The sequence below is a fragment of the Paenibacillus allorhizoplanae genome, from assembly GCF_927798215.1.
Taxonomy (GTDB): Bacteria; Bacillota; Bacilli; order Paenibacillales; family NBRC-103111; genus Paenibacillus_E; species Paenibacillus_E allorhizoplanae.
This window is the reverse complement of sequence record NZ_CAKMMW010000008.1, coordinates 209695-235381: the sequence shown is the minus strand read 5'-3', so window position 1 is coordinate 235381 and position 25687 is coordinate 209695. Positions and strand designations below refer to the sequence as shown.

Here is a 25687-nt window from a genome sequence, read left to right as displayed (position 1 = left end):
AGGGAGTTATCATGATAAGCTTATTTTAACAGATAATTGATTATGAGGGGTACTACCATGAAAGGTGTAATTTTAGCAGGTGGAACAGGAACGCGGTTGTATCCTTTAACGAAAGTAACAAATAAGCATTTACTTCCAGTAGGCAAGTACCCTATGATCTTTCATGTTGTCCATAAGCTTAAAGAAGCCAATATATGCGATATTTTGCTTGTAACGGGAATCGAACATATGGGCGATGTAGTTAGTTTATTGGGTAGCGGTCGTGAAATGGGAGTTAATTTTACTTTTAAAGTTCAAGATGATGCAGGGGGGATTGCTCAGGCGTTAGGACTTGCAGAGCAATTTGTTGGAGATGATCAAATGGTCGTTATTCTGGGGGATAATGTGTTCGAAGACAGCATCGTACCATTTGTTAATAACTTTCGTGACCAGCAACAAGGAGCGAAAATTCTCATTCAACAAGTGGATGACCCTCAGCGCTACGGTGTTCCTGAAATCCATGAAGATCGAATTATTTCAATTGAAGAGAAACCCAAGCATCCAAAGAGCAGCTACGCAGTAACAGGTATTTATATGTATGATAGTTCGGTTTTTGATATCATTAAGACATTAAGACCCTCGGATAGAGGAGAGTTAGAAATAACAGATGTTAATAATGCCTATATATCAAGAGCGGAGCTAACCTACGATATCCTTCAAGGTTGGTGGACAGATGCTGGAACGTATGCTTCTTTAGCCAAAGCGAACGAATTGGCGAAGGATCTATTGTTTGGTGAAGAGTTTGGAAAACTAAAATTGTAAGAGGTGCTCTAGCTGATGAAAAAGATTTCTACAAAGCTGCAGGGACTTCATATCATCGAACCCGATGTCTTTGGTGACAATCGGGGTTTTTTTATGGAGAGCTATAGCAGCTCGAAGTTTGCTGAGCTTGGTGTGGATCATTTGTTTGTACAAGATAATCATTCTCTATCCGTTGAAGCTGGTGTGCTGCGTGGACTTCACTATCAGTTAAATCCAAAAGCACAAACAAAGCTCGTTCGTGTAGCTGCAGGTGCCATTTACGACGTAGTAGTGGATATCCGTAAGAACTCACCTACATTCAGACAATGGGTAGGTGTCATTCTTAGCGAAGCCAATAAACGTCAACTACTAGTTCCTCAAGGCTGTGCCCATGGCTTTTGCACGATTGTACCTAACACACAGGTCCTCTACAAAGTGGACGAGTATTATTCTCCTGAACATGATCGAGGTATTCTTTGGAATGACCCAGCGTTAGCAATTGATTGGCTAACTTCTAATCCAATTCTTTCAGAAAAAGATAAGAAGCATCCATTGCTTCAAGATGCAGAAATTAACTTTTAAAATAGGAGTTTTACATACATGAAAATTCTTGTTACCGGCGGAACCGGATTCATCGGCAGCAATTTCGTGCACTATATGCTGGATCGCTATCCCAACTATGAAATCATCAATTTGGACGCACTAACATACGCAGGAAACTTAGAGAACTTGATTTCGATTCAAAACAATAGTCAATATACCTTTGTAAAAGGGGACATTACGAATATTGAACTAGTGAACAGTTTTTTCGATAAGGGCATAGACACGGTTGTTCATTTCGCCGCGGAGTCGCATGTGGATCGAAGTATTCTTGAACCGGAAATTTTTGTGAAAACGAACGTCCTTGGTACTCAGGTTTTGCTGGAAGCTGCTCGTAAACATGGTGTTAAGAAATTCGTCCATGTCTCGACCGATGAAGTTTACGGATCGCTTGGTGAGACTGGCCTTTTCACAGAGGAGACGCCGATAGCACCGAATAGTCCCTATTCGGCAAGTAAAGCAGGTTCTGATCTATTGGTACGTTCTTATCATGAAACATTTGGACTTGATGTGAATATCACGCGTTGCTCAAACAATTACGGTCCTTACCAATTCCCGGAAAAGTTAATTCCGTTGATGATTGCCAATGCATTGAGTGATAAAGCGCTGCCCGTATATGGAGATGGACTTAATATTAGAGATTGGTTATATGTTGCGGATCATTGTAGCGCGATTGATTTGGTTCTACATAAGGGAGTTAGTGGTGAGGTTTATAATATCGGTGGGAATAACGAACGAACAAACATTCAAATTATCCAAACGATTCTTCGTGAACTTGGAAAACCGGAGTCTTTGATGCAGTTCGTCAAAGATCGCCCAGGACATGATCGACGTTATGGGATTGATGCTACTAAAATAACGAATGAACTTGGCTGGAAGCCGAAACACAATTTTGAAACTGGTATCCAAGAGACGATTCATTGGTACTTGAACAATCAGGATTGGTGGAAACGAATTCAGACTGGTGAGTACCAAAAGTATTTTAATGAGCAATATGGCTCTCGATTAGGTGAACACTCATGAGGATCGTTGTAACTGGTGCCAATGGACAATTGGGTCAAGAGGTAGTGAAGCTATTTAGAGGGCAACATGAGGTTCACGGTTTAGGAAGAGATCAACTTGATATTACTAACGTGGATCAGTGTCTTACAGTTATTCAACGTCTACAGCCAGAGGTGATAATCCATAGTGCGGCGTATACAGCCGTTGATCTTGCAGAAAGCAATGAATTGGACGCATACCGAGTCAATGCGGATGGGACGCGTAATCTCGCAATTGCTGCTGAGAGAATTGGAGCTAAGTTCATATATATCAGCACGGATTATGTTTTTGACGGAAAGGCTTCACAAGCCTATCGGGAGAATGATGCTACGAATCCACAAAGTGTATACGGAAAGTCCAAAAGAGCTGGGGAAGTTAATGTTCAAGCCATATCATCAAAATACTTTATCGTAAGGACGTCTTGGGTATATGGCCTTTACGGCAATAATTTCGTGAAAACGATGCTGCAGTTAGCTAAGACTAGAGATTCAATAAAAGTTGTCGATGATCAGATAGGTTCCCCAACTTATACGGTCGATCTTGTGCTTTTTCTAGAGAAACTACTTCAAACAGATCATTACGGCATCTATCATGCTTCAAATTCGGGTGTTTGCTCCTGGTACGACTTTGCATGTGCCATCTATGAAGAAAGTCGCATATCAATCAAGGTTGAACCTTGCAAAACGGAAGAGTTTCCGCGCCCTGCTCCGCGTCCACGGAATTCAGCGATGGAGCACGGAGCGATTCGTTTGAATGGTTTCGAAGACTTGAGATTTTGGCGGGAAGGTCTTAGGGCTTTTTTAAGGGAATTAAAAGAATATAACTAAACATCTGTGCTTTTTTAACCTCAACGCAGCATAAAAAGTAACTTATGTTGCGTTTAGAGGTTTTTTGCTTTTTCATTCTGGTTAACATATCAAGGAGAATTTTAGTTGAAAAATGGTGGTGTGAATATGAAAACATTGTATGTGCATATTGGTATGCTAGGTACGGATACGACTTTGATTCAAGACTTTTTGTCTAAAAATCTAGAAATGCTTAGAAAGAATGATATCTTCTATCCTGTCAATAAAAATAAAAGCTATGTAATTTGGAATCATCACACTCCTTTAGTAACAGCGATTACTGGAGAGAATATTCCTATGTTTAAAGATAGAACAAAATATTTAAATAAAAGTGTATTAGAAGAATTTATTCATGATCTAGAAAATGCCACTGAGAATAATGTACTTATCTCCAGCGATGCTTTTTCTTCATTATTTGAAAAAAAACATATCATATCTCTGAAAAAAAATTTCAATAAGTACAATGGAAAAATAATTGTATATGTAAGAAGGCAAGATGAGTTCATTATTTCTAATTTCCAAAATGCTGTAAGGGAAGGAAGGCAGTTCAATATTAGTTTAGAGCAAATTGCAAAATTTGAACACGCAAAGTACTATCATGTAATTCATCCATGGATCAGGGTCTTCGGCGAAAAAAATGTTATTATAAGAATTTTTAGCGAAAATGAATTTTATAGGAACGATTTGTTTTCAGATTTTATGAACATACTTGGAGTGAATTTACATAATACGCAAGTGGAAGTACCTCAAAAACATCAACAAGATTCAATTTCTTATGAAAAAGCCTTATTCTTAAAAAAGTTATCTAATTATTTAGTAGCACTCGATGACATAACTAACGAGAAAAGATTTAATCACCATGAAATTAGAAATTTAGTTATTAATAATAATTCTAATAGTGTTGGGGATATAAATAATTTCTTGTCTTTTAGTGAGAGATTAGAAATCATGAGAATTTTCTCGAAAGATAATATGAAAACAGCTAAAAAGTTTTTGAAAAGAAAAAATGGAGTGCTTTTTGATGATGTCTCAAATAAACCAAAAGGAGAACTTAAATATAAGAAGGACTTATCAGAAGATGAGTTTATAGAGAAATTAGTAAATCTAGCTGAGGAAATGTTTAATAAGCAAAAAAAGAGGGATGAAATTTATGCAAGACTAATTAGTTCCATAAGGGAGACTGCACAGCTAACCTCTGAAGAAATTCAATTTAACTATAATCTTATACAAGAAAATAATTTGTTTGACAGAGATTTTTATCTAGATACTTATGTTGATATTAAACAAGCTGGTATTGACCCCTTAATGCACTATATAAAGTGGGGCTGGTATGAAGGAAGAAATCCAAGTAATAGTTTCAATACAAAAGAATATGTAATTGAAAATTTGGAGTTAATTGATCAGGGGGTAAATCCATTAGTACATTTTAAAATGAATTCATAGTAGTGTTAAGGAGAGTGAGAATAGTGTATGAAAACGAAAACGATATATATTCATATTGGTTTGAGTAAAACGGGCACAACTTCATTACAGAATTTTTTGACAGTAAATCACTCAAGGTTATTGAACCATAATATTTTTTACCCGATCGATACACAAAAGAAATATATTCAATGGAATCAACATGTAGGATTAGTTCCTTCTCTTACCAAGGAGAAATTAATATTCTTTAGCGATGATGAGAATTATGTAAATGGTGAAGCATTAGAAGAGTTTTTAGACGATATTGGTAAAATAGAACAAGATAATATATTAATTTCAAGCGAATTTTTTCTTCGTCTGTACAAGGATGATTCAATTAAATTACTGCAAACCAGTTTAAGAAATTATAATACAAAAATTATTTTATATGTAAGAAGGCAAGACGAATATTATATTTCCACACGAAGTGAAAGAGCAAAAGTCGGCTTCCCCAATCGGATTAGCGTAACCAATTGTATTTCCGATACATGTCTCAACGATTCAGTTTTTTTGGAAGTTGCAAATTATTATAAATTGATAAATAGATGGTCAAAAGCATTTGGTAAGGAAAATATGATAGTTAGAGTTTTTGAAAAAGAGAAACTTTATAAAAATGATTTATTTTCAGACTTCCTAAATATTTTTGGAATTGAAATGAATAATACATTTGAAATTACAAAAAACCTAAACGAAACGCTCTCTTTAGAAAAAGTACAATTGCTTCAGCAGCTATCTCAGTATCTCGTTTCCTATAGTAATGTAAATAATAAAAAAAGATTCGTTCATCAAGAAATACGAAATTTTATAATAGGATCTACTGATTTGTTTGAAAAAGGGAAGTTAAGTGATTTTTTTTCAGACGGTGAGAAACAGCAAATTGTTGATTATTTTGAAGAAGGAAATAAATTGCTTGCGCAGGAATATTTGCAAATTGAATCAGGTGAACTTTTTGGTAAGATAACTGCTCATACAGATTCTCTCTATAATACGACTAAAATATCAAATGATGAAACAATCAAAGCTTTTATTAAGCTGATAGAAAAATTTAACAGTAATTTCAAACAAACAGAACGAATGTACGATCGGCTCATGGTGTCAATAAGAAGACAAGTTATAGTCCAAGAAAGAATAGATTTTGAATATGATTATATTAAACAAAATAATTTACTAGATGTAGAATATTATTTGAATGAATATAAAGAAGTTCTGGTTGCAGGTTTAGACCCCATATTGCATTATATTCAGTTTGGATGGTATGAGGGTAAAAATCCAAGTCGTAATTTTAACACTAGAGAATATATAATGAATAATTTGAGGATTTTAGACGAAAGTATAAATCCGTTGGTTCATTGCTTTAAGAATAGATAGTTAACGGTAAAATATTAGAAAATGAGTTTTTATAAATACAAACTATGTCCAAACTATTATTTTGACAGTATAATCATATTGATTGACAATATTTTATTTAGCGAATGGCGTTTCATAGAGGAACTCCAGAAGGAGTGTAATGAAAAAAATTGGCATCTGTGCTGCGATTACCGGTTCAATGACTCGAAAAGAAACAATGCCTGGGCTCCCTGTTACTGTGGATGAAATTATTAATTGTGCGTATGAATGTTCAGTTGCAGGCGCTGCGATGATTCATATTCATGTTCGAGATAAGAATGAACGTCCATCGTTAGATGCTTCGTTGTACAAGGAAGTGTTGACCGGAATTCGTGAAAAATGTGATGTTTTGGTGTGCATATCTACATCAAATCATCTTGTGGGTATATCCGATAAAGAACGAATCAGATTAATGGAACTAAAACCAGATTTAGCATCAATAGAAGTAACCTCTGTCAAACGGCCTGACGGTGGAATTAAAAACTCAAAAAAGTTTGTGAGAGATATTCTTCAAGCTATGGATGTATACGGAGTTAAGCCTGAGTTTGAGATCTTTAATCCGAGAATGTTAAAAGAACTGATGCGTTTGTCTGAGCTAGGTCTTGTTGAAAACAACGCTCTTATTCAATTTATTATTGGTTCGACTGGAGGGATGAAACCAGACTATAAAAATATTCAATGGATTCTAGATTCTGTTCCAAAAGGGTTTACATGGTCCGCAGCCGGTATTGCAGGAATGCAGTTACCGGTTAATTTTATTTCCATTTTAAATGGTTGTGATGTGATTCGAACTGGAATGGAAGATAATCGTTACTTTCTGAAAGGGGTACCTGTAAAGAATAATATGGAACTAGTCAACAGGGCGGCAGGAATGATTCAAATGTTAGGTTGTGAAGTAGCTAATTCTGTTGATATGGCAAAAATACTGGGAGTAAAGGAACGAAATAATGATTAAAATTGCACAACCACAGATTGGCCAAGAGGAGATAGAGGCAGTTAGCGCAGTATTGAGAAGTGGTCAATTAGCAAGTGGAGAGGGAGTAGCTTCATTTCAAAAGGCGTTTTCAGAGTATCTAACCCAAGGTTTCTGTGTTGCTGCTTCCTCTGGAACAACAGCATTAGAAATAGCGCTCAGAGCACTTGAAATCAAAGAGGGAGATAAGATTATTACCACAGCATTCTCATTTATCGCGACAGCGAATGTAATTGTACACGCTGGGGGGACTCCGATTTTTGCAGATATTGATGAAACTACTATGAACATCTCTCCTGAAAGTATAGAACAGATTCTTCAGGAGCACGAAGGCGTTAAAGCAATATTAATTGTCCATTTGTTCGGTCAGAGTTGCGATATGGATCAAATACAGCAAATTGCAAACAGGTACCAGTTGCTGCTTATTGAGGATTGTGCACAAGCTCATGGGGCGGAATGGAAAGGACGAAAGTTAGGTACATTCGGGGATGCTAGTGCATTCAGTTTTTACCCGACTAAAAATATGACAACCGCAGAAGGCGGTATGGTGGTTCTGAAGGATAAACAGGCAGCTGTATTTGCAAGTCAACTCATTCAGCATGGGATTAAGGAAAGGAATCAATTTGAATTCATTGGGTACAATTATCGGTTGTCTGAGATTTCAGCGGCAATTGGTTTATGTCAACTAAAAAAGCTGGATCGATTCAATTCTGTAAGACGAGATCATGCAGCTCTCTATGATGAGAATATCGATAATTTTTATATCATCAAGCCACAAGAGGTTCTTGGAGCAAGGCATGTCTATAATCAATATACATTACGTATCTTAAATGGTATGCGGGATGCTTTTATAGCTCACATGGAAAAAGAAGGAGTTAGTACTTCGATTTATTACCCCTATACGATACCGGAGCAAGATTGTTACAAAGCTACTGATTTAGTAGAGAAAGATTACAACAGAAGACTTGGAATTTCGAATAGCATTAAAAAGGAAGTCGTTTCAATTCCTGTTCATCCAGGATTAACTCAAGTTGAAATTGAGCGGATTATTACTGCTATTAATAGGTTCTAAAAAAGATAGTCATAAGAAACTAGGTGAAATATTGAATATCGGGCTAATTGGATTTGGGAAATGGGGACCCAATATTGCAAAGGAAGTATCAGTGCATAATTCCTTACAGCTTGCTGCTATCTGTGATGTCAATAACCACCGACTACAAGTTGCTGAAGACCTCTATGCAAAGAGTAATGATGTTTTTTTTACGACAGATTATCAGGAGCTATTATGTGACCAGATTGATGCAATTGTAGTTTCTGTGGGAGTGGAAGACAGCTTTGGGATTGCAACAAATGTTTTACTTGCGAACAAACATTTGTTTATTGAAAAACCATTTACTTTGACAAGTGAACATGCTGTGAAACTCCAAAATATCGCAGTCCAGCGTGGACTTACGATTCATATTGATCATCTCATGATTTATCATTCAGCGATAATTAAAATTAAGTCGATATTAGCAGAATCTAATCCAATAATAACTTTTGAAGCAACAAGAGTGACTACTGGTCAATGTAAAGGTCCTGTTGAGTTGCTTTGGGATTTGGCCGTTCATGACTTAGCAGTACTGGACTGTTTGTTAAACGGCCAAGAGCTAGAACTTCTACATGTAAAGTATCTTGCAGACGAGGTTGTTGTAACACTGGGCAGCAACTCATTTATTGGAAATATCAAGGTTGGATACAATAAGGCTGGCAAAGAACGACACACAAAAATTAGTAGTTCTGATAAGGAAATTTATTTTGATGAATTGGATGAGAGAAAGCTTTTCACTATTCACGATAAAAATATGAATGGATTTCTGAGCAACCCAGTCTATGTAACTTATGATGGACCCAGTGCATTGACAACTAGCTTATCTCATTTCTTAAACTGTATTCATCATCACAGAAAATCAATGTCAGGACCGGAACAAGCAATTAGAGGAATTCAAATAATTGAAAAGGCAGCAAAGCTTTTGAAAATGGAGATGGCTAAAGAATGATTCATGAAAGTGCTTTTATCGGTCGTAATGTAATGATTGGAAAGAATGTAAGCATCGGCGAATATTCCATTATTGGAGATAATGTGAGTATTGATGATGGGGTTATAGTATGTAGTCATACCAAAATTCATTCAAATACTTTAATAGGCAGCGGAACTTATATAGGAAGTTTTTGTTCTATTGGTGCCCTGCCAAATCTCAAAGGTTTTGATAAATCAATCGAATCAGGACTAATTATTGGTTCAAATAATATGATTAATGATCATACTGTTATCGCGAGATCAAAAGAATCGAATATCAATACATGTATTGGTAATAGCAATCATATAGGTCACGGTGCATATTTGGGTCATGATGCTATAATTGGTAATTCAACAACATTATCTGCACATGTGCGAATTTCAGGTCACACACAGGTCGATGATTTTGCCCATATTGGAATGTCAGCATTTACACATCAGTTTACTAAAGTGGGAAAATACGCAATGATTGGTGCAATGGCAAAAGTGGTTAGAGATATTCCTCCTTATATTCTGGTCGATGGAAATCCAGCAATGATTAAAAAGATAAATAAAATTGGGCTAGAGAGACATGGTTTCACAGTTGAGCAGATCAATCAATTGGAGAGCATATTACATGCATTTGCAACAAGCTCTTACCCTTCTTTTTCGGATGAAGATCAAGCAAATTTGAAGAGACTATTTCAAAAGTTTGATACGTTCTCAAGTTTGATGCAATTTATTGATGAATCGAAAAGAGGGTGTATGAAGATTGATACAAAGTGGGGTAAATGAAAAAATTTTAAATCAATTAAAATATAAAGATTGCGTAGTTTCATTTTGTCATGATGATTACCGAAAGATTACCTCAGGTTCACAAAAATACGTTATAGATCTGCAACAAATGATGAATGATCGCAATATTTCTTGTGTTGCTTTAATCACTGCAAGTAATTTTGATGCTGATAAAATCGAACCCAAAAATCTTATTATTGAAGTTGTGATTGATAATGAAACAGTTTGTTTTTTAACTGCATGGCAAGTAGGCTACTACTTTGGATCACTCATTACGGCAAACAAGATCAATCTCCTAAGCATTATTATTAATAGTTTATTTAGAATGAATATTGCGATGATTGACGAGATTATCAGCAGAATTAATGAAAAACATAATGTTGAAGTACTTCATATTTTTCACGACTATTACTCCATTTGTCGCAATATTTTTTTATTTTATAATGACGAGGAATTCTGTGGTCCCGCCCCCATCGGCTCTCCGCGGTGTAAAACTTGTCGTCATGGCGAGAATCGCGAAGAACATTATGAATCAATCAATAAGCTGTTTATTAAGCATAATGTTACTATTGTGGCACCATCTGAAAATGGAAAACGCATTTTTTTGCGGATTTTCCAGCATCTAGAACAGAGTGTTCGTGTGGTTCCTCATCAAAATGTAATACCTTTGAAAAGTTTAACTCCTTCCTCATATTCAATATCTAATAAGAGAATACGGGTGGCATTTTTGGGGTATCCCCTCAAAAACAAGGGTTGGGATGCTTGGATTAAAATAAATGAAATTCCCAATAGATCTGACTATGATTTCTATCATTTTACTTGTATTGATCAATCATTGCCGGGGACTATTTTTGTTGACACGAGTTTTCATAATGGTTCTAATCAGGATACTACCTCAAGGCTACTCGAACATGAAATTGACGTAGTACTTTTATGGTCAAATTGGTTTGGTAATTATAATTACACCTATTATGAAAGTCTTGAGGCAAACTGTTTTGTTGTTACATACAAAGATAGTGGAAATATTGCAGATCAGATAAAGCATTTTGGAAATGGACTCGTTTTGGATTCTGAGCAAGAATTAGTTGCATTGTTTAACAATAATAAAAAACTAAAAGAATGTGTTGCTAATTACAAAAAATCTAATGAAGTATACCGAGTAGTTGTAAATAACCAATTGGCTGACGAACTTTTGGATAAAAGGCTTTTCTTGAGAACTGAAATTCAGAGCTTCGAAGAACAATTGAATAATGATTATGAGCAAGCCATTGATAGTTTAATTCAAGGTAAACTTGAATTGCAACGGGAACTTCAACATTTGCAAGGGGAACGGAAAGGCCTGCAACAAGAAATGCAAGATCAGCAACGGGAACTGCAAGAATTTCGACAGAAATTACTTGAATATGTAGAGAACTACTATCGCTTGGAACTCCACTCAAAAGAGGTTGAGAAACAACGTAGCGAAAATTCAGAATATACACAGCAGTTAAAAAGCCACTATGAAGAACTTGAAGCATATAATCAATTGGTAGTTAAAAGATTAAATCAATTGGAAAACGAAGGTTCTCTAAAAACGTTCCTAAGGGCATTTTATAAGTTGTTTCCTCAAAGTATGAGGATAATAATAAAGAAACTTTTAAATAGATTAAAAGGATAATATTATTCCTAATTTGGTATCAGGCTCTGTCGTGGGGAGGTCTAAAGCCTTTTTTAAAGGAACTGGAGAAAACATAGCTTCTCTATGGAGAGCTGTTATTATGCTTCGGTGCATAGTGATGGCTTTTTTACTTTGAATATCTTGTTGGGAAATGTTGTTTTATTCCGTTTATAATGGGTATAGAGAGGAGGCTGATTTAGTTTGGAAGCTAGTAAACGTACAATCAGTGTCCATATTGTTACTTATAACAGTGCTGAACATATTGAGGATTGCTTGAAAGCAGTTCTGGGACAATCCCATCACATTGACCAAATCGTAGTCATCGATAACGCGTCTAAGGATTACACCCATCATTCGCTGGCAAAATGCGATGATACATGCACGATCATTTATAATAAGCAAAACAACGGCTTCGCCGGCGCTCACAATCAAGCAATCCGAATGACAGAGACGGATTATTGTCTAATCCTCAACCCAGATGTCGTCCTTGAACCAGATTATGTTCGTAACACAGTCATTGCACTTCAAAATAACCCTCAAGCAGGCAGTGCAACAGGTAAATTACTTTTCAAAGCGGCACCTCATCACATCGATAGTGCCGGACTCATCATTAACAAAGCGCGAAGAGCTTTTGACCGCGGCGCACATCAGACCAACGATCAATATCAACAAACCGAAGAAGTTTTCGGCGTCTCCGGAGCCGCTGCCATGTACTCACGTAAGATGATCAACGACATTAGTCTGAATGGAGAGTTCTTTGACGAGGACTTCTTTGCTTATAAAGAAGATGTCGATGTAGCGTGGCGAGCACAGTTGTTAGGCTGGAAGGCACTCTATGAACCAACAGCAATCGCCTATCACGAACGTGGCTGGAAAGAGGGCGGGAGGAGCAGCAAACCGCTTTTTGTACGAAGATTATCCTACATTAACCGTTATAAAATGATGATGAAGAACGATGATATCAAAACCGTAATGAAGCATTTCTTCTCGCTGTTGGTTTATGAATGCCTTAGTTTTGTATACGCACTCATCCGTGAACCCAAATTATTAGGATCTTGGTTAGATTTTTATCGCAAGTACCCAGAGCTGAAAATCAAGAGAAACTTAATTCGCTCTAAACAAAAACAAGCATCGTCCGAAGTGTATAAATGGTTTATCAAATGATTCCCTAAGATTAGCAGCCGCTAGTCTTATTTTTTAGGCAAAATTTAATCTTCACGTGCTATACTAAGGATAATCAATTAATAAATGAGGTAATCACTTGGATCTATCCATTATCATCGTGAACTACAAAACGAAGGATCTAACCCTAGCCTGCATTGAATCGGTTTTTTCGTCAACTACATCATACAACTATGAAATCATTCTTATTGATAACGCATCTAACGATGGCACTATTCAATCTGTGAATGAGCAATTCCCACAAGTGGTCACAATCACGAATACAGAAAACGTCGGCTTCTCTAGAGCCAACAACCAAGGCATACGCATAGCCAAAGGCAGCTACGTACTGCTCCTGAACTCCGACACGATCGTTCAACGGGACACATTAGACATCATGCTACGTTTCATGGACGAAAACCCTATTGTAGGGGCCAGTGGCTGCAAAATCGTGCTACCAGACGGTTCACTCGATAAAGCCTGCAAGCGTGGCTTCCCAACGCCATCAGCGTCTTTCTATTATGCATTTGGATTTGCCAAGCTATTTCCGAAAATCCACAGATTTAATCAATATCAGCTTGGTTATTTAGATGCTGACCAGCAATATCCCATCGACTCACTAGTCGGAGCTTTCATGCTTGTACGCCGGGAAACAATAGAGCATGTCGGCATGCTGGATGAGGAATTTTTTATGTATGGTGAAGATATCGATTGGTGTTATAGAATTAAAGAAGCTGGTTGGGTGAATTATTATTACCCTAAGACTCAGATTGTTCATCACAAAGGGGCTAGCAGTCGAAGAAAGCCTTATAAGATTATTTATGAGTTTCATAGAGCGATGATTTTGTTTCATAATAAGCACTATCGCAAGAAGTATTCCTGGTTTACGAATGCCATGGTATACATAGGTGTAGGTGTGAAGTTCGCCCTATCGCTAGCACAAAATAAACTACGACCAACGAGGTGATCCTGTTTGATTCGTCAGAGTCAAGGTTTCTTAACCCAACTATACGCTTTGGCTGATTTCATATGTATCCAGCTCGTGTTTCTCTTTTCATGGTGGTTGAAATTTAAAAGTGGTTGGATTCCCTACGCCTCTCCACTTCCCTTTAAACACTACTTGATGTGGAGTATAACTTACGCGATTATTGCGATTTTTATCAGTTATTTGGTGAATTTTTATACGCCGAAGCGCAGAAAACGATTTTCTTTTGAGGTTTTGAAAATCATTCAAGTACATGCGTTCAGCTTACTAATGCTACTCAGTGTGCTTTTTATCCTCAAAGAAGTCGATGTCTCGCGTTCATATCTATTATTATTCCTGGTGAACAACATCCTTGTCATTAGCTTTTATCGTTATATGATCAAAATCTCACTCAAACGCGCCCGCCAAAAAGGCTATAACAAACAATTCATTCTCATCCTCGGTGCAGGCTCACTGGGCCGCAAGTTTTATACGAAGCTGAAACAGCATCCAGAGCTAGGCTACGAGGTCGTAGGCTTCCTCGATGATTACCAAGAGAAGCACGAGGTGACCTATCAGAATTACAAGCCGATCATTGGGAAAATTGATGAGTTGGAGTCGATTCTGAATGATCGTATCGTGGATGAGGTCATTATTGCTCTTCCTCTGGATGCCCATCAGAAGTTCGGCAGTATTATTAATGTGTGTGAAAAGATTGGTGTTAAAACGCTGATTATCCCTGATTTTTATGACTTCCTGCCATCGCGGCCATATTTTGATAATTTTGCGGATATGCCGTTGATTAATGTGCGTGATATTCCTTTGGATGAATTCCGCAATAGATTGTTCAAACGTGCATTTGATATCATTTTTGCAACAGCAGCAATCCTAGTAACATCTCCTGTTATGCTTGCGGCGGCTATAGCTATTAAACTCACCTCCGAAGGCCCGATCATCTTCAAGCAAGAGCGAGTTGGCCTGAACCGTAGACGCTTCATGATGTACAAGTTTCGCAGTATGAAGAACCTTGGAGACAAGGTTTCAAATACAGAGTGGACAGTGGAAAATGACCCGCGGCGAACGAGGGTTGGTACATTTTTGCGTAAAACAAGTCTCGATGAGCTTCCACAGTTTTTCAATGTGCTCTTTGGGCATATGAGTGTGGTTGGTCCAAGGCCGGAGCGTCCTTATTTCGTGGAACAATTTAAAGAAGAAGTACCGAAGTATATGGTGAAGCATCACATTAGGCCAGGAATTACAGGTTGGGCGCAGAGCAACGGCTTGCGCGGCGATACATCAATCGAGGAACGAATTAAGCATGATATTTTTTACATCGAAAATTGGACTTTTTTATTTGATATCAAGATTATTTGGAGAACCGTCGTTAATGGCTTTATAAATAAAAATGCCTATTAAACTAAAAAATATTGAAACGACCGCATGATTCGCCAACATTTTCCCCATACTATTGCATATACTGAGTAGGCGGGGAGGTTTTGGGTATGATTGATCATGAAGACGCTTATCAGGATGAACATGTGTCGATCGGCAAGGGATTGATTGTCGGTGTGGTCTTCGGTTCCCTGATTTGGGCAGGTATAATTGCAGGTATCGTATATATATGGTAAATGCATCTCATACAAGGAAAAGGCTGCTGGGGCTGTGAAGCTCTAGGCGGCCTTTTTACGCTTCCATAGAGCCTAAACGATTAGGAAGAGGTCACTTGTCTATAAACGGTTGTCTGAGGCTTTCTACGATTCTCTTGCATATGTTAGTTAGAGAGGTGAGAGAACGTATGAAGATAACACCAACAGTTTTAGCTGGGCTAGTGATTATTGAACCTGAGGTCCATGCGGACCATCGGGGATTTTTTATGGAAAGTTATCATGCGGCAAAACTAGCCGTGCAGGGGGTTACGATAGATTTTGTACAAGATAATCATTCACTTTCGGAAGAAGTAGGCGTGCTGCGCGGGCTGCATTATCAATTGAACCCACAAGCGCAAACGAAGTTAGTGCGAGTAGTCGCGGGCTCGATCTACGATGTGGCTGTAGATATTCGTCCTAGCTCACCCACGTTTGGTCAGTGGGTGGGTGTTACCCTTAGCGCCGACAATAAGAGGCAATTGCTTGTTCCACAGGGCTTCGCACACGGCTTCTGTACATTAGAGCCGAAGACACAGGTGCTTTATAAGGTGGATGCTTATTATTCGCCGCAGCATGACCGGGGAATTCTGTGGAGTGATCCGGCAATTGGAATAGCCTGGCCGTCGACATCCCCGATTTTATCAGCGAAGGATGAGAAGCACCCATTATTGAAGGAAGCGGAGATTAATTATTAAATTCATGTCCAAGCCGGTAGCTTGGCTGCATAATCGAACAAGTCCCCTCATATGCATGTACTATGTTGATGTTAATCATGAGTGAGGGGATGATCGAATGCGCCGGGTCACATGGATGGTAGCAGTGGTAATGTGCGTAGCATTGGTTCTCGCAGGATGCGGGATGGGTAAAAAGGATGCAGGATCTATCGTAAAGGACTTGGATCATGTGATGGGCAAGTCGAGCAGCTATCAAGCTTCAGGCAGCATGATTCTAAATACAGGGCAGCAGCCGCAGGAGTATCAGGTTGAGGTGGCGTTCTCGCCTGAGCATTTCTACCGGATTTCCCTGACGAATGCCACGAAGGATGTTACTCAAATCGTTTTGCGTAATGAAGAAGGCGTGTTTGTTTTGACGCCGCATTTGAAGAAGAGCTTCCGCTTCCAAAGCGATTGGCCAGAGAATCAAGGTCAAGTGTATCTGTTCCAATCTTTAGCAAAAAGCATCATTGCGGATAATGACCGTCAATTTACGACGGACAAGGATGCCTACGTCTTCGATGTTGCCGCGAACTACCAGAATGAGCAACTTTCTCGCCAAAAAATCTGGCTGAATAAGAAAACTCTCGCACCTGCGCAAGTACAAGTGTCAGATGCAAATCAAAATGTGTTGGTGCAAGTAAATTTCACGAATTTTGAATTCGATACGAAGTTCGATAAGGACTATTTCCAAATGGAGCGCAACATGACTAGTTGGAATTTGCAGCAAACAATGCCTACGTCAGCTGACGTTGCGGTTTCAGATGCGGATCACCCGGCAGCAACTGGGGACAAATCGGTAACGGACAAAAATCTGTCCGCGACAGGTGGTCAATCCGATCAATCCAAAGCCACGGGCACTACGACGAAACCAGATTCGACGAAAACCGCGCCAGCAACTGCCAAAGCTCAAAGTATTGGTATTGTTGAGCCATACTACTTGCCTAAGGATGTTGTGAAGCAGGATATTAGTGATATGAAGCTTGGTGAGGATGCCGCTGTACTTTTAAGATATAAAGGGAAATACAATTTCAATTTGATTGAGGTTAGACCTCAAGCCAAATCGGTTTCATTGCCACCAGGAGACATCGTTGATCTCGGATTCACGGTTGGTGTGATGACGGGGAATGGCTCGAAGGATGAGCCTAGAACACTGACTTGGACGAACGATGGTGTTGAATTCCGGATGTTTACGGGCGATATGCCAGTGAATGAAATGATTCAAGTCGCGATGGCAACGGATGGACAGTCCGGGAAATAAGTTCGATTTTATTTAAAAAGAGAAGGCTCTGCATCCTATGGTGCAGGGTTTTTTCTCATGTATAACATGAGAATTCGGAAGAAAATTTACAAGAAGATTTAACCAACTCCCACGAACGGTCGTTTTTTTGGTATAATGCAACTTTGGAGCGAATAGATAATTGGAGTGTTTAAGATGAATACAATTGATAATTTGACTTTGGAAGAGATGCAGCTGTTCTGGGAAAACGAGACGAAGGCATTTGCAACGTTTCTGAATGATGAGGGAAAGTTGAAGCAAGAAACGGCTAACAAACATGTGGATCGCATGGGCTTTGTTATGACCGAATATTTCGTGCGTTATGGAATCAGCTATGAAGATGTACAAGGTGAAACGATTGTCGATTTTGCAGGCCGTTTCTTAATCAGCCATGTACTTAGCACAAAAGAATCCGATATTGGTGCTTATTTGACTTCTTTCAAAAAGTGGATTCAATTCCTACAGGTGACATCTAGAATTTCAAAAGAACAATACACTTCACTGAATGAAGTATGTAAGCATAAAACTTATTTCGAAGAGCGCTTCGAGCAGTACATGGAAGCAGATAATGACTACGCGCTGGAACGTTGGCTGAACTCGAATGATATAGAAGCATACATTGAAGAGCATACGCCTCCTTCCAAGCGCAAGCTGAAGCCACTTGTAGTTGACCAGAAGCTGCTACAGCTTTGGATGGATGGGCGGACACCAGTACCACAAATCGTTCAGGAATTCAGAGCTTTTCTTGAGGCCGTACAGACTGGTAAGAACGTCAAGTTGTCCGCTGCACGCAAACATTTGCCGCGGAAATTCTGGAGCGAGTTCGATGAACAGCTGGACCTGCTGCTTTTCCGCAAACCGACATTGAATCAAGACCAAGAGCCGGTGTACCAATTCTTTTTCTATGCAGCGGTAGTGTTAGGACTGACGGAAGAAGAAACGCAACTTACGGTAAATATGAAGCAATTAGCCTTTTACTTGGCGCTTACAGAGCAGGAACAAGCCGTTGTTCTCTTGGATGCACTCTGGAATCGCGTGAACTGGGGAATTCTAGAGGAAGTGAACGAAGGTGGTCGACCAGAAGATATTCAAGCCTGGAGAAGAGCCATCGCAAGTGTGTTAGCCAGCTGGCCAGTAGGACTCCCGCACAATGTGAAAAAAGAATGGGATAAGCATCGCCAATCCGGCATTTTGTTGGATACAAGTGCTGATGTGTTTTTACATGCGGTAGCAACCATATTGGTTCGTTTCGGTGTGATACAGGCACAATTCTTGCCAGATTCAGAGATGAAATATGGGTTTGAGCGAAAACCTGTCACCATGACAGTTCTTGAGCCTGGCAACCGGGTCTTCCGTTATTTCGTAAACGAGGCAGCCTATGTGCTTAATAATACGCCTATAATTGCTGAGGAAACTAAAATCGGACGTAACGAACCATGCCCATGCGGCAGCGGTAAGAAATATAAAAAATGTTGTTTGTAACAGGATAGAAGAGGTGAACGCTGGTGGATGCTTTTTATCGGCCCACGTGGGTGGAAATATCGTTAGATGCACTGCGAAGCAACATTGAACAATTTCAGAAGGTACTGCCTGCAGGCATGAAGCAGATGGCAGTCGTAAAAGCGGATGCTTACGGACACGGGGCTGTGGAAGTATCCAAAGAAGTTCTCGCTGCAGGTGTGGATTATTTGGGTGTAGCGTTCTTTGATGAAGCACTGGAGCTCCGAAATGCAGGGATTACTGCACCTATTCTTGTACTCGGCTACACGCCTCCAGAGGGGATCAGTCGGGCACGCGAGCTGGATGTAACGATTGCGGTGTATAGCCGTGATGTACTCGAAGCACTGCGAGAGCAAGGACGTAAGCAAGAGAACGTATCCCAGAAGAAGCTAAAAATTCATATCAAATTGGATACCGGCATGGGGCGTCTCGGCTTGCATACCGAAGCGGATGCGATTCCTTTTATAGAGGAAGCATTACTGCTGCCTAATGTGGATGTAGAAGGTCTTTTTACACATTACGCAAACGCAGATGAAGTCGATAAGAGCTATACGCTAGAGCAATACGGCAGGTTTGAGCGGATCGTGAGCTATTTTACGGATAAAGGGGAAACGTTCCCTTATATTCACGCGGGAAATAGCGCGGCAGCCATTGATTTGCCAGGGTTGACTTATTCGATGGTACGTCTGGGGATCTCGATGTACGGCCTGTATCCTTCTGAGGATGTAGATCAAACGAAAATTGAGCTAAAGCCAGTCCTGAGTCTCAAAACTGGGATTGTGCATCTCAAAACGCTGCCTGAGGGTTCAGGTGTTAGCTATGGAACGATTTATCACACTAAGGGTGATGAGCAAATCGGGACCTTGCCGATCGGCTACGCGGATGGATATTCCCGTATGCTTTCAGGTAAAGCAGAGGTGCTGGTTCGTGGCAAAAGAGTGCCAATCGTCGGCAGAATCTGCATGGATCAATGTATGATCAATGTATCCGATGTGCCTGATGTATGCGCACTTGATGAGGTTGTCCTCATCGGTGAGCAAGGCGAAGAACGAATTACCGCGGAAGATGTGGCCCGTCAGCTTGGGACGATCAATTATGAAATCATATGTATGATTTCACACCGTGTTGCGCGCGTGTATGTGCGTAATGGGGAGCGGGTTGAGGCTTTAAATCCTCTCATGCGGCACCGTTATTAGAACGGGGAAAAATACTTCATGAATTTACCATGTAAATTATGCAGGTATTGGAGAGGATTTTCAGAATAGGGTATAGAATACTATGTATTAACAATCTTATATCTTTAGGTGTAACATAATTGATATACCGGAGGCATATATTCTATTGTATAATTTGGTTTTTGGAATGACATACTGGTAATATTGTCTTTGTATCGTTTCTGGGGGTGCGAGAGTGTGAGCAATGCGCATAATACGAAAAGGATCATGATTAGCTTGCCTGACAATCTGTTGCAAGAAGTGGACGGAATTGTTGAGAAGGAAAACTCCAATCGGAGTGAATTCATTCGTCAGGCAATGAAGCTGTATTTAATTGAACGCAAAAAGCGCAGTCTACGCGAATCCATGCAGCGTGGGTATATGGAAATGGCGAAAATAAATCTCAGCATGGCATCTGAAGCTTTTCAAGCGGAGGAAGAAGCGGACGGAACGCTTGATCGCTTAGTAAGCGGGGTGTAAGACGTGATTGTGAAACGTGGCGATGTATTTTTCGCAGATCTTTCGCCGGTCGTAGGATCGGAGCAGGGAGGAGTCCGTCCTGTTCTAGTGATCCAAAATGATATCGGCAACCGCTTTAGCCCCACTGTGATTGTTGCAGCGATTACAGCTCAAATCCAAAAGGCAAAGCTTCCCACGCATGTGGAAATCGACGCGGAGACGCACGGTTTCGATCGAGATTCGGTCATTCTGCTTGAGCAAATCAGAACAATCGACAAGCAAAGATTGACGGACAAAATTACGCATTTGGATGAAGAAACCATGCGAAAGGTTGACGACGCTTTGCAAATTAGTGTGGGACTGATAGAATTTTGAATAAGGTCTGGAACGGACGAGGGCGATAGGTACCCTCGTTTTTTGGTTTGTACATACATATACATACGATTAATAGAAGAGAGGTATGACTGTGGCAAATGTGGAGACGGATGGCCAAGTAACGGAGAACGAAGGAAAACCAAAAGCAAGCGAGTTTGAGGAGCCGAAGGCGAAAATACAGATTCCTGCGGAGAAAAAAGCGGAGATTCAGGAACGAATCCTGAAGCAAATCTCCGCTGAGCTACAGTTGCCAAGCGGCAAAGTGAAGACAACGATGGAGCTGCTGGACGAGGGCAATACAATTCCGTTTATCGCGCGTTATCGGAAAGAGATGACTGGCGAGCTCGACGAGAATCAGTTGCGGGATATCGAGGAGCGCTTGCAATATTTGCGTAATCTAGAGGATCGCAAAATCGAGGTTGTTCGTTTGATCGACGAGCAGGGCAAGTTGACGGACGAGCTGCGCACATCGATTGAGAAAGCTGTGAAGCTGCAGGAAATCGAGGATCTCTACAGGCCTTACCGCCAGAAGCGGAAAACCAGAGCTAGCGTTGCCAAGGAACGCGGGTTGGAGCCGCTTGCTGCGTGGATTTGGAAGCAGCCTCGTCAAGGCTCGCTGGAGCAAGAAGCTTCGCGTTACATCAACGCGGACAAGCAGGTTGGTAGCGCTGCAGAGGCGATTCAAGGCGCGATGGATATCCTAGCGGAGAATATCGCAGATGATGCGAAAATACGGGCCTGGGTGCGTCGATTCACGCAGGATAACGGCATTATGCGGACAGAGGCTAAGGATGCGAAGGCAGAATCTGTCTATGAGATGTATTATGCCTATCAAGAGCCTGTGAAGCGCCTGCCGCCTCACCGTATTCTCGCGATTAATCGCGGGGAGCGGGAAGAGATTCTGAAGGTTGGACTAGATGTCCAACCGGATAAAATTCACGACTACATGTTGCGTCAAATCGTGAGAGGCGATTCAGTCGTAAAAGACGTGCTGCGCAACATCGTTGAAGACGCATATAAAAGGCTGCTAGCACCATCCGTTGAGCGCGAAGTGCGCGGTGAAATGACGGAAGCGGGCGAGGAGCAGGCGATTAAGATTTTCGCGGAAAATCTGCGTAATCTCCTGCTGCAAGCGCCGATTAAGGGCCATGTCGTGCTCGGTGTCGATCCGGCCTACCGGACAGGCTGTAAGCTGGCCGTCATCGACGACACCGGTAAAATGCTTGAAATCGCCGTCACCTACCCAACACCACCGAATAATAAGGTGGCGGAAGCGAAGGCGAAGTTCAAGCAGTTGATCAGCACATACAGCGTGGAGCTGATTGTGATCGGGAATGGGACGGCGTCCCGTGAAACGGAGCAGTTCGTTGCGGAGCTGATCGGTGAGATCAAAGAGCGGAAGCTCAAGTACTTGATCGTCAGCGAAGCGGGGGCGAGCGTGTACTCCGCGTCGAAGCTGGCGCAGACGGAATTCCCTGAGCTCGACGTGGCTGAGCGCAGCGCGATTTCGATCGCGCGGAGGCTGCAGGACCCGCTCGCAGAGCTTGTGAAGATCGAGCCGAAAGCGATTGGCGTCGGTCAGTACCAGCATGACGTTTCGCAGAAACGTCTGGACGAGAACTTGAAGGCCGTCGTAGAATCGGCCGTTAACCATGTCGGGGTGGACTTGAACACGGCGTCCCCGTCCTTGCTGTCGTACGTGTCGGGGGTCAATGCGACACTTGCGAAGAACATCGTGAAGTATCGCGAGGAGAATGGCAAGTTCAGCTCCCGACAGGAGCTGTCGAAGGTTCCGCGCCTTGGTGCGAAATCCTTCGAGCAGTGTGTCGGGTTCATGCGGATTGCGGGCGGCAGGAACCCGCTCGACAACACCCCGATCCATCCGGAGTCTTACGACGTGGTGGATCGGTTGTTCAAGGAGCTGCGCATCGAGCTTGCGCAGCTAGGCTCTCAGCAGCTGCTAGCGCTGCTGCAGACGCTGGAGCCAGAGGAGCTGGCTCCTAAGCTTGGCGTCGGTGTCCCGACGATGCGGGACATCCTAGACAGCCTGCAGCGGCCTGGGCGGGATCCGCGGGACGAAGTCCCTGCGCCGATCTTCCGCACAGACGTGCTGCAGCTGGAGGACCTTGTGCCGGGCATGGAATTGACCGGCACGGTGCGTAACGTGATCGACTTCGGCGCCTTCGTCGATATCGGCATTAAGAACGATGGGCTGGTGCACATCTCCCAGCTCAAGAACGGTTTCGTGAAACATCCGATGGATGTGGTCTCCGTTGGAGACATCGTCCAAGTATGGGTACTCAATGTGGACCAGAAAAAAGGCCGCGTGGGCTTAACGATGAAGAAACCGCAATAGCAGGTTGATGATAGCAGTTGATTAGGGCAGTTGGGAGTTCGCTCCCAACTGCTTTTTGTGCGTCTAGCAAGGGGAAACGAGTCAACTTATTCTGTTCGAAGCAGTCCCTTACTTCTGCCCACCTCCCACCTCCTTCACCGAATAAGTCATCATATACCGCTGACCAGCAACAAGGGAAAGCATTCCTTCCAACGAAAGACGGATGAGCCACTCAGCCGCGATACGAATGTTCACATTGCACTCGGCTGCGACTTCTTGAAGCCGAACTTTACCATTACGCCGATTAGCGATCTGGAGGATAAACTGCTTTCGAAGTTCCCATACGTCCGCCTCAAGTTCAGCTATGGTGGGGGGATGTGGTTTGCTGCTAGAAACGATCCTTCTTTGTTCCAAAGGAATAACGTTGTTATTTCGATGTCCGTTTTTTTGCACTTTACTTTCTTGGTCTCCAGTCTGGTGCACTCGATCTACTTGTTTTCCAGACTGTAGTACTTGGTTCTTTCTCTTCACGTTATTTTGCAGTTGATCTATGCTCTTCCCACTAATTTGCTCTCGACCTACTCGTTCTCCTTCCTGCAACACCTGAAACCGATCCTCCAATCCTCTTTTCCAAAACAACCTACGATGCTTCTCGCGCATTCTGCGCAGCCACTGACTACTAGTTGTCTCCATGTAAATAAGCCCCCTTTTTCAAAATAAATACGCAAAAAAAGCACAAACGAACAGCAGATAATTCTGCAAGCTCGAGTGTGCTTCACTCAGGTATTTATATTTAATTTTCTAATTTATCTTTACTATTTGTTACATTTATTTACAGTATAGAGGGCACATTTCAAATATGCAACTGTTTTTTCTTGCTATTGATGTCGTCAGGTTCGTATGTTTTTATCGCATATTTACTCTTTCTATCTGCGTTCTATGTACCGAATGGCAAAAAAGCCAGCACTTGTAGCACAAGTACTAGCTTTCTCATCAAAATTTACGTTTACTCGGTCCGTCCGTCGATTGGCTGTCAGGCCACTCCTCTTGTGAGCGGCGAGTGCGGTAAAAGTACCAGCTATCGTTCAATAATCGAATTTGTCTGCGGTTTTTGTTCTGGAAGGCACGCATTAATTGATTACAAAGCCATTGCGGCATATGCCCATCCCCTTCTTCGCCATGTACTTATAGCATATGAAGAATGAAGGTATTGGGTGCAGGTCCCTTTATTTAGAGCTCAAATTCCTCTTCGTACCACTGCTCAAGCTGAGCTTGTAGCGCACGAATTTCAGTTAACAACGAGATCAGCGGGTACGATTTCTCTTGGATACCAGCGAATGTTTTCTCCAAACCATTGATGTAATCCAAGCCTTGGATGAGCGTATACGTTGTACCGACCAATTCCAAGTCGTCACACTCGGCAATGACGCGTGGAAGCTGTGGCACATGGTCTGCGGTTAATTTCTCTAATTCTTTGTGCAAGCGTTGGTTCAAAGCTGTTAATTGATAGGAATAGGAGGAAGGCATTTCGACGAACTCCAGTTGTTGGTCAAGCTTCAATATCGCATAGCGCATTTGTGGCATGAGGCGGTTCAAATCCTTTCTGTATAGAGCGTTCCATCTTCTTTTCTACTTGACAGTATAGCCGTACATACGGTACAAATTCAAGTAAGAACTTGTTATTGGAGTGTTCGTAGATGGAAGATCAAGAGCTACAGCAATGGATCGAGCAGATTTCTATGGAATCGTTTGGTAGACCCTTCGTTCATCAGGCACGTTTTAACCGAAGATTGCGATCGACGGGTGGACGTTATTTTATGAAATCACATGATATTGAGATCAGTTGGAGCCAGTGGGAGACTTATGGGCGGGATGAAATCGAGAAGATCATTAAGCACGAACTCTGCCATTATCATTTACATATTTTGAAGCGAGGCTATCAGCATCGGGATCAAGATTTCAAAACCTTGCTAGCCCAGGTCGGCGGTACCCGATATTGCCAATCCTTACCGCGGCCCCGGGCGAAACAAGCTTATAAATATAGGTTAGAGTGTGTGAATTGCAAGACGGAGTATTATCGGAAACGTAAAATGGATGTGCGTAAATTTGCCTGTGGAAATTGCAGGGGAAAATTGAAATCGTATACACTTGACTTAACAGCGCCTTCATAATAAAATAAAACTTGTTCATTCCCTGATAGCTCAGTTGGTAGAGCACTCGACTGTTAATCGAGTTGTCACAGGTTCGAGTCCTGTTCGGGGAGCCATATATGGAGAGATACCCAAGTGGCTATAAGGGGACCCTCTGCTAAGGGGTTAGACTGCGTAAGCGGTGCGAGGGTTCGAATCCCTCTCTCTCCGTCACGAAATAAGTTCAATGGCATTTATGCCGTTGGGCTTATTTTTGTTCATCCGAATCTCAACCTATTCTAACAAATTTCTAATATCTGTTAAACGTTTGTCCTC

The 25687-nt window shown here is 41.3% G+C and carries 26 protein-coding genes and 2 tRNA genes; 25 read left to right on the top strand and 3 right to left on the bottom strand.

What is annotated here, in order from left to right; all coding sequences use genetic code 11:
• The first annotated feature begins 57 nt into the window (after window positions 1-57).
• From L6I86_RS16050 to L6I86_RS15950, 22 genes are all read left to right on the top strand, one after another.
• Window positions 58-801 (top strand): sugar phosphate nucleotidyltransferase, encoded by a 744-nt coding sequence (locus L6I86_RS16050; protein ID WP_236288631.1) that lies wholly within the window; start codon window positions 58-60, stop codon window positions 799-801.
• 15 nt (window positions 802-816) lie between these two features.
• Window positions 817-1362 (top strand): dTDP-4-dehydrorhamnose 3,5-epimerase, encoded by a 546-nt coding sequence (rfbC, locus tag L6I86_RS16045; protein WP_236288629.1) that lies wholly within the window; start codon window positions 817-819, stop codon window positions 1360-1362.
• An 18-nt stretch (window positions 1363-1380) separates the two neighbouring features.
• Entirely contained in the window at window positions 1381-2403 is a 1023-nt protein-coding gene (gene rfbB / locus L6I86_RS16040; protein WP_236288627.1) for a dTDP-glucose 4,6-dehydratase, read from the top strand.
• Complete coding sequence (rfbD, locus tag L6I86_RS16035; RefSeq protein WP_236288626.1) at window positions 2400-3248, top strand: dTDP-4-dehydrorhamnose reductase; 849 nt, start codon at window positions 2400-2402, stop codon at window positions 3246-3248. Before rfbB ends, rfbD begins: the two co-directional genes overlap by 4 nt.
• Window positions 3249-3353: 105 nt before the next feature.
• On the top strand, window positions 3354-4709 hold the full coding sequence (locus tag L6I86_RS16030) for a hypothetical protein (protein ID WP_236288624.1): 1356 nt from the start codon (window positions 3354-3356) through the stop codon (window positions 4707-4709).
• Window positions 4710-4736: 27 nt separating this feature from the next.
• The gene (locus tag L6I86_RS16025) at window positions 4737-6095 is read left to right on the top strand and encodes a hypothetical protein (RefSeq protein ID WP_236288622.1); all 1359 of its coding nucleotides are present in this window, start codon (window positions 4737-4739) and stop codon (window positions 6093-6095) included.
• A 139-nt stretch (window positions 6096-6234) separates the two neighbouring features.
• On the top strand, window positions 6235-7068 hold the full coding sequence (locus tag L6I86_RS16020; RefSeq protein ID WP_236288620.1) for a beta-keto acid cleavage family enzyme: 834 nt from the start codon (window positions 6235-6237) through the stop codon (window positions 7066-7068).
• Window positions 7061-8158, top strand: coding sequence for a DegT/DnrJ/EryC1/StrS family aminotransferase (locus tag L6I86_RS16015; protein ID WP_236288618.1), 1098 nt, complete (start codon window positions 7061-7063; stop codon window positions 8156-8158). The genes L6I86_RS16020 and L6I86_RS16015 overlap by 8 nt, the downstream gene beginning before the upstream one ends.
• Entirely contained in the window at window positions 8118-9125 is a 1008-nt protein-coding gene (locus tag L6I86_RS16010; protein WP_236288616.1) for a Gfo/Idh/MocA family protein, read from the top strand. Before L6I86_RS16015 ends, L6I86_RS16010 begins: the two co-directional genes overlap by 41 nt.
• Complete coding sequence (locus L6I86_RS16005; RefSeq protein ID WP_236288614.1) at window positions 9122-9919, top strand: LbetaH domain-containing protein; 798 nt, start codon at window positions 9122-9124, stop codon at window positions 9917-9919. The genes L6I86_RS16010 and L6I86_RS16005 overlap by 4 nt, the downstream gene beginning before the upstream one ends.
• Window positions 9897-11576, top strand: a complete 1680-nt coding sequence (locus L6I86_RS16000; protein ID WP_236288612.1) for a hypothetical protein — start codon at window positions 9897-9899, stop codon at window positions 11574-11576. Before L6I86_RS16005 ends, L6I86_RS16000 begins: the two co-directional genes overlap by 23 nt.
• A gap of 201 nt (window positions 11577-11777) precedes the next feature.
• Window positions 11778-12740, top strand: coding sequence for a glycosyltransferase family 2 protein (locus L6I86_RS15995; protein ID WP_236288610.1), 963 nt, complete (start codon window positions 11778-11780; stop codon window positions 12738-12740).
• Between the two features lie 97 nt (window positions 12741-12837).
• Complete coding sequence (locus tag L6I86_RS15990; RefSeq protein WP_236288608.1) at window positions 12838-13704, top strand: glycosyltransferase family 2 protein; 867 nt, start codon at window positions 12838-12840, stop codon at window positions 13702-13704.
• A gap of 6 nt (window positions 13705-13710) precedes the next feature.
• Window positions 13711-15117, top strand: coding sequence for an undecaprenyl-phosphate glucose phosphotransferase (locus L6I86_RS15985; protein ID WP_236288606.1), 1407 nt, complete (start codon window positions 13711-13713; stop codon window positions 15115-15117).
• A gap of 86 nt (window positions 15118-15203) precedes the next feature.
• Window positions 15204-15329: a hypothetical protein gene (locus tag L6I86_RS35670; RefSeq protein WP_268796177.1), complete on the top strand. Its 126-nt coding sequence runs from the start codon at window positions 15204-15206 to the stop codon at window positions 15327-15329.
• 167 nt (window positions 15330-15496) lie between these two features.
• On the top strand, window positions 15497-16042 hold the full coding sequence (gene rfbC / locus L6I86_RS15980) for a dTDP-4-dehydrorhamnose 3,5-epimerase (RefSeq protein ID WP_236288604.1): 546 nt from the start codon (window positions 15497-15499) through the stop codon (window positions 16040-16042).
• A 115-nt stretch (window positions 16043-16157) separates the two neighbouring features.
• Window positions 16158-17321: a LolA family protein gene (locus L6I86_RS15975; protein ID WP_338113415.1), complete on the top strand. Its 1164-nt coding sequence runs from the start codon at window positions 16158-16160 to the stop codon at window positions 17319-17321.
• A 174-nt stretch (window positions 17322-17495) separates the two neighbouring features.
• Complete coding sequence (locus L6I86_RS15970) at window positions 17496-18821, top strand: YecA family protein (protein WP_236288599.1); 1326 nt, start codon at window positions 17496-17498, stop codon at window positions 18819-18821.
• Window positions 18822-18844: 23 nt separating this feature from the next.
• A complete protein-coding gene (alr, locus tag L6I86_RS15965) occupies window positions 18845-20035 on the top strand; it encodes an alanine racemase (protein ID WP_236288597.1) in 1191 nt (396 codons plus the stop codon).
• A 216-nt stretch (window positions 20036-20251) separates the two neighbouring features.
• Window positions 20252-20533: a CopG family ribbon-helix-helix protein gene (locus tag L6I86_RS15960; protein ID WP_028553892.1), complete on the top strand. Its 282-nt coding sequence runs from the start codon at window positions 20252-20254 to the stop codon at window positions 20531-20533.
• Between the two features lie 3 nt (window positions 20534-20536).
• Window positions 20537-20887, top strand: coding sequence for a type II toxin-antitoxin system PemK/MazF family toxin (locus tag L6I86_RS15955; RefSeq protein WP_028553893.1), 351 nt, complete (start codon window positions 20537-20539; stop codon window positions 20885-20887).
• 175 nt (window positions 20888-21062) lie between these two features.
• On the top strand, window positions 21063-23243 hold the full coding sequence (locus L6I86_RS15950; RefSeq protein ID WP_236288678.1) for a Tex family protein: 2181 nt from the start codon (window positions 21063-21065) through the stop codon (window positions 23241-23243).
• 108 nt (window positions 23244-23351) lie between these two features.
• Here L6I86_RS15950 and L6I86_RS15945 read toward each other — a convergent pair whose 3' ends face one another.
• The 3 genes from L6I86_RS15945 to L6I86_RS15935 form a co-directional block, all read right to left on the bottom strand.
• Entirely contained in the window at window positions 23352-23915 is a 564-nt protein-coding gene (locus L6I86_RS15945; RefSeq protein WP_236288594.1) for a hypothetical protein, read from the bottom strand.
• A gap of 300 nt (window positions 23916-24215) precedes the next feature.
• Window positions 24216-24380, bottom strand: a complete 165-nt coding sequence (gene cmpA / locus L6I86_RS15940) for a cortex morphogenetic protein CmpA (RefSeq protein WP_141692697.1) — start codon at window positions 24378-24380, stop codon at window positions 24216-24218.
• 72 nt (window positions 24381-24452) lie between these two features.
• Window positions 24453-24806: a hydrolase/acyltransferase gene (locus L6I86_RS15935; protein ID WP_236288593.1), complete on the bottom strand. Its 354-nt coding sequence runs from the start codon at window positions 24804-24806 to the stop codon at window positions 24453-24455.
• Window positions 24807-24919: 113 nt separating this feature from the next.
• On the opposite strand from L6I86_RS15935, the gene L6I86_RS15930 reads away from it, so the two are divergent.
• The 3 genes from L6I86_RS15930 (at window position 24920) to L6I86_RS15920 (ending at window position 25582) form a co-directional block, all read left to right on the top strand.
• Window positions 24920-25393 carry a SprT family protein gene (locus tag L6I86_RS15930; protein WP_173113424.1) on the top strand — a complete coding sequence of 158 codons (474 nt, stop codon included), beginning with the start codon at window positions 24920-24922 and terminating at the stop codon, window positions 25391-25393.
• 19 nt (window positions 25394-25412) lie between these two features.
• Window positions 25413-25488 (top strand) — tRNA-Asn (locus tag L6I86_RS15925).
• 5 nt (window positions 25489-25493) lie between these two features.
• Window positions 25494-25582: transfer RNA gene (locus L6I86_RS15920), tRNA-Ser, on the top strand.
• Window positions 25583-25687 lie beyond the last annotated feature (105 nt).

Bases quoted from the DNA above. Each gene is read 5' to 3' on its own strand.
- L6I86_RS15975 (WP_338113415.1), top strand. From the start codon at position 16,158: ATGGTAGCAGTGGTAATGTGCGTAGCATTGGTTCTCGCAGGATGCGGG.
- rfbD (WP_236288626.1), top strand. From the start codon at position 2,400: ATGAGGATCGTTGTAACTGGTGCCAATGGACAATTGGGTCAAGAGGTA.
- rfbC (WP_236288604.1), top strand. From the start codon at position 15,497: ATGAAGATAACACCAACAGTTTTAGCTGGGCTAGTGATTATTGAACCT.
- cmpA (WP_141692697.1), bottom strand. From the start codon at position 24,380: ATGCCGCAATGGCTTTGTAATCAATTAATGCGTGCCTTCCAGAACAAA.
- L6I86_RS16020 (WP_236288620.1), top strand. From the start codon at position 6,235: ATGAAAAAAATTGGCATCTGTGCTGCGATTACCGGTTCAATGACTCGA.
- L6I86_RS15930 (WP_173113424.1), top strand. From the start codon at position 24,920: ATGGAAGATCAAGAGCTACAGCAATGGATCGAGCAGATTTCTATGGAA.
- L6I86_RS35670 (WP_268796177.1), top strand. From the start codon at position 15,204: ATGATTGATCATGAAGACGCTTATCAGGATGAACATGTGTCGATCGGC.
- L6I86_RS15970 (WP_236288599.1), top strand. From the start codon at position 17,496: ATGAATACAATTGATAATTTGACTTTGGAAGAGATGCAGCTGTTCTGG.
- L6I86_RS16050 (WP_236288631.1), top strand. From the start codon at position 58: ATGAAAGGTGTAATTTTAGCAGGTGGAACAGGAACGCGGTTGTATCCT.
- L6I86_RS15935 (WP_236288593.1), bottom strand. From the start codon at position 24,806: ATGCCACAAATGCGCTATGCGATATTGAAGCTTGACCAACAACTGGAG.
- L6I86_RS16015 (WP_236288618.1), top strand. From the start codon at position 7,061: ATGATTAAAATTGCACAACCACAGATTGGCCAAGAGGAGATAGAGGCA.
- L6I86_RS15945 (WP_236288594.1), bottom strand. From the start codon at position 23,915: ATGGAGACAACTAGTAGTCAGTGGCTGCGCAGAATGCGCGAGAAGCAT.
- L6I86_RS16025 (WP_236288622.1), top strand. From the start codon at position 4,737: ATGAAAACGAAAACGATATATATTCATATTGGTTTGAGTAAAACGGGC.
- L6I86_RS16005 (WP_236288614.1), top strand. From the start codon at position 9,122: ATGATTCATGAAAGTGCTTTTATCGGTCGTAATGTAATGATTGGAAAG.
- rfbB (WP_236288627.1), top strand. From the start codon at position 1,381: ATGAAAATTCTTGTTACCGGCGGAACCGGATTCATCGGCAGCAATTTC.
- rfbC (WP_236288629.1), top strand. From the start codon at position 817: ATGAAAAAGATTTCTACAAAGCTGCAGGGACTTCATATCATCGAACCC.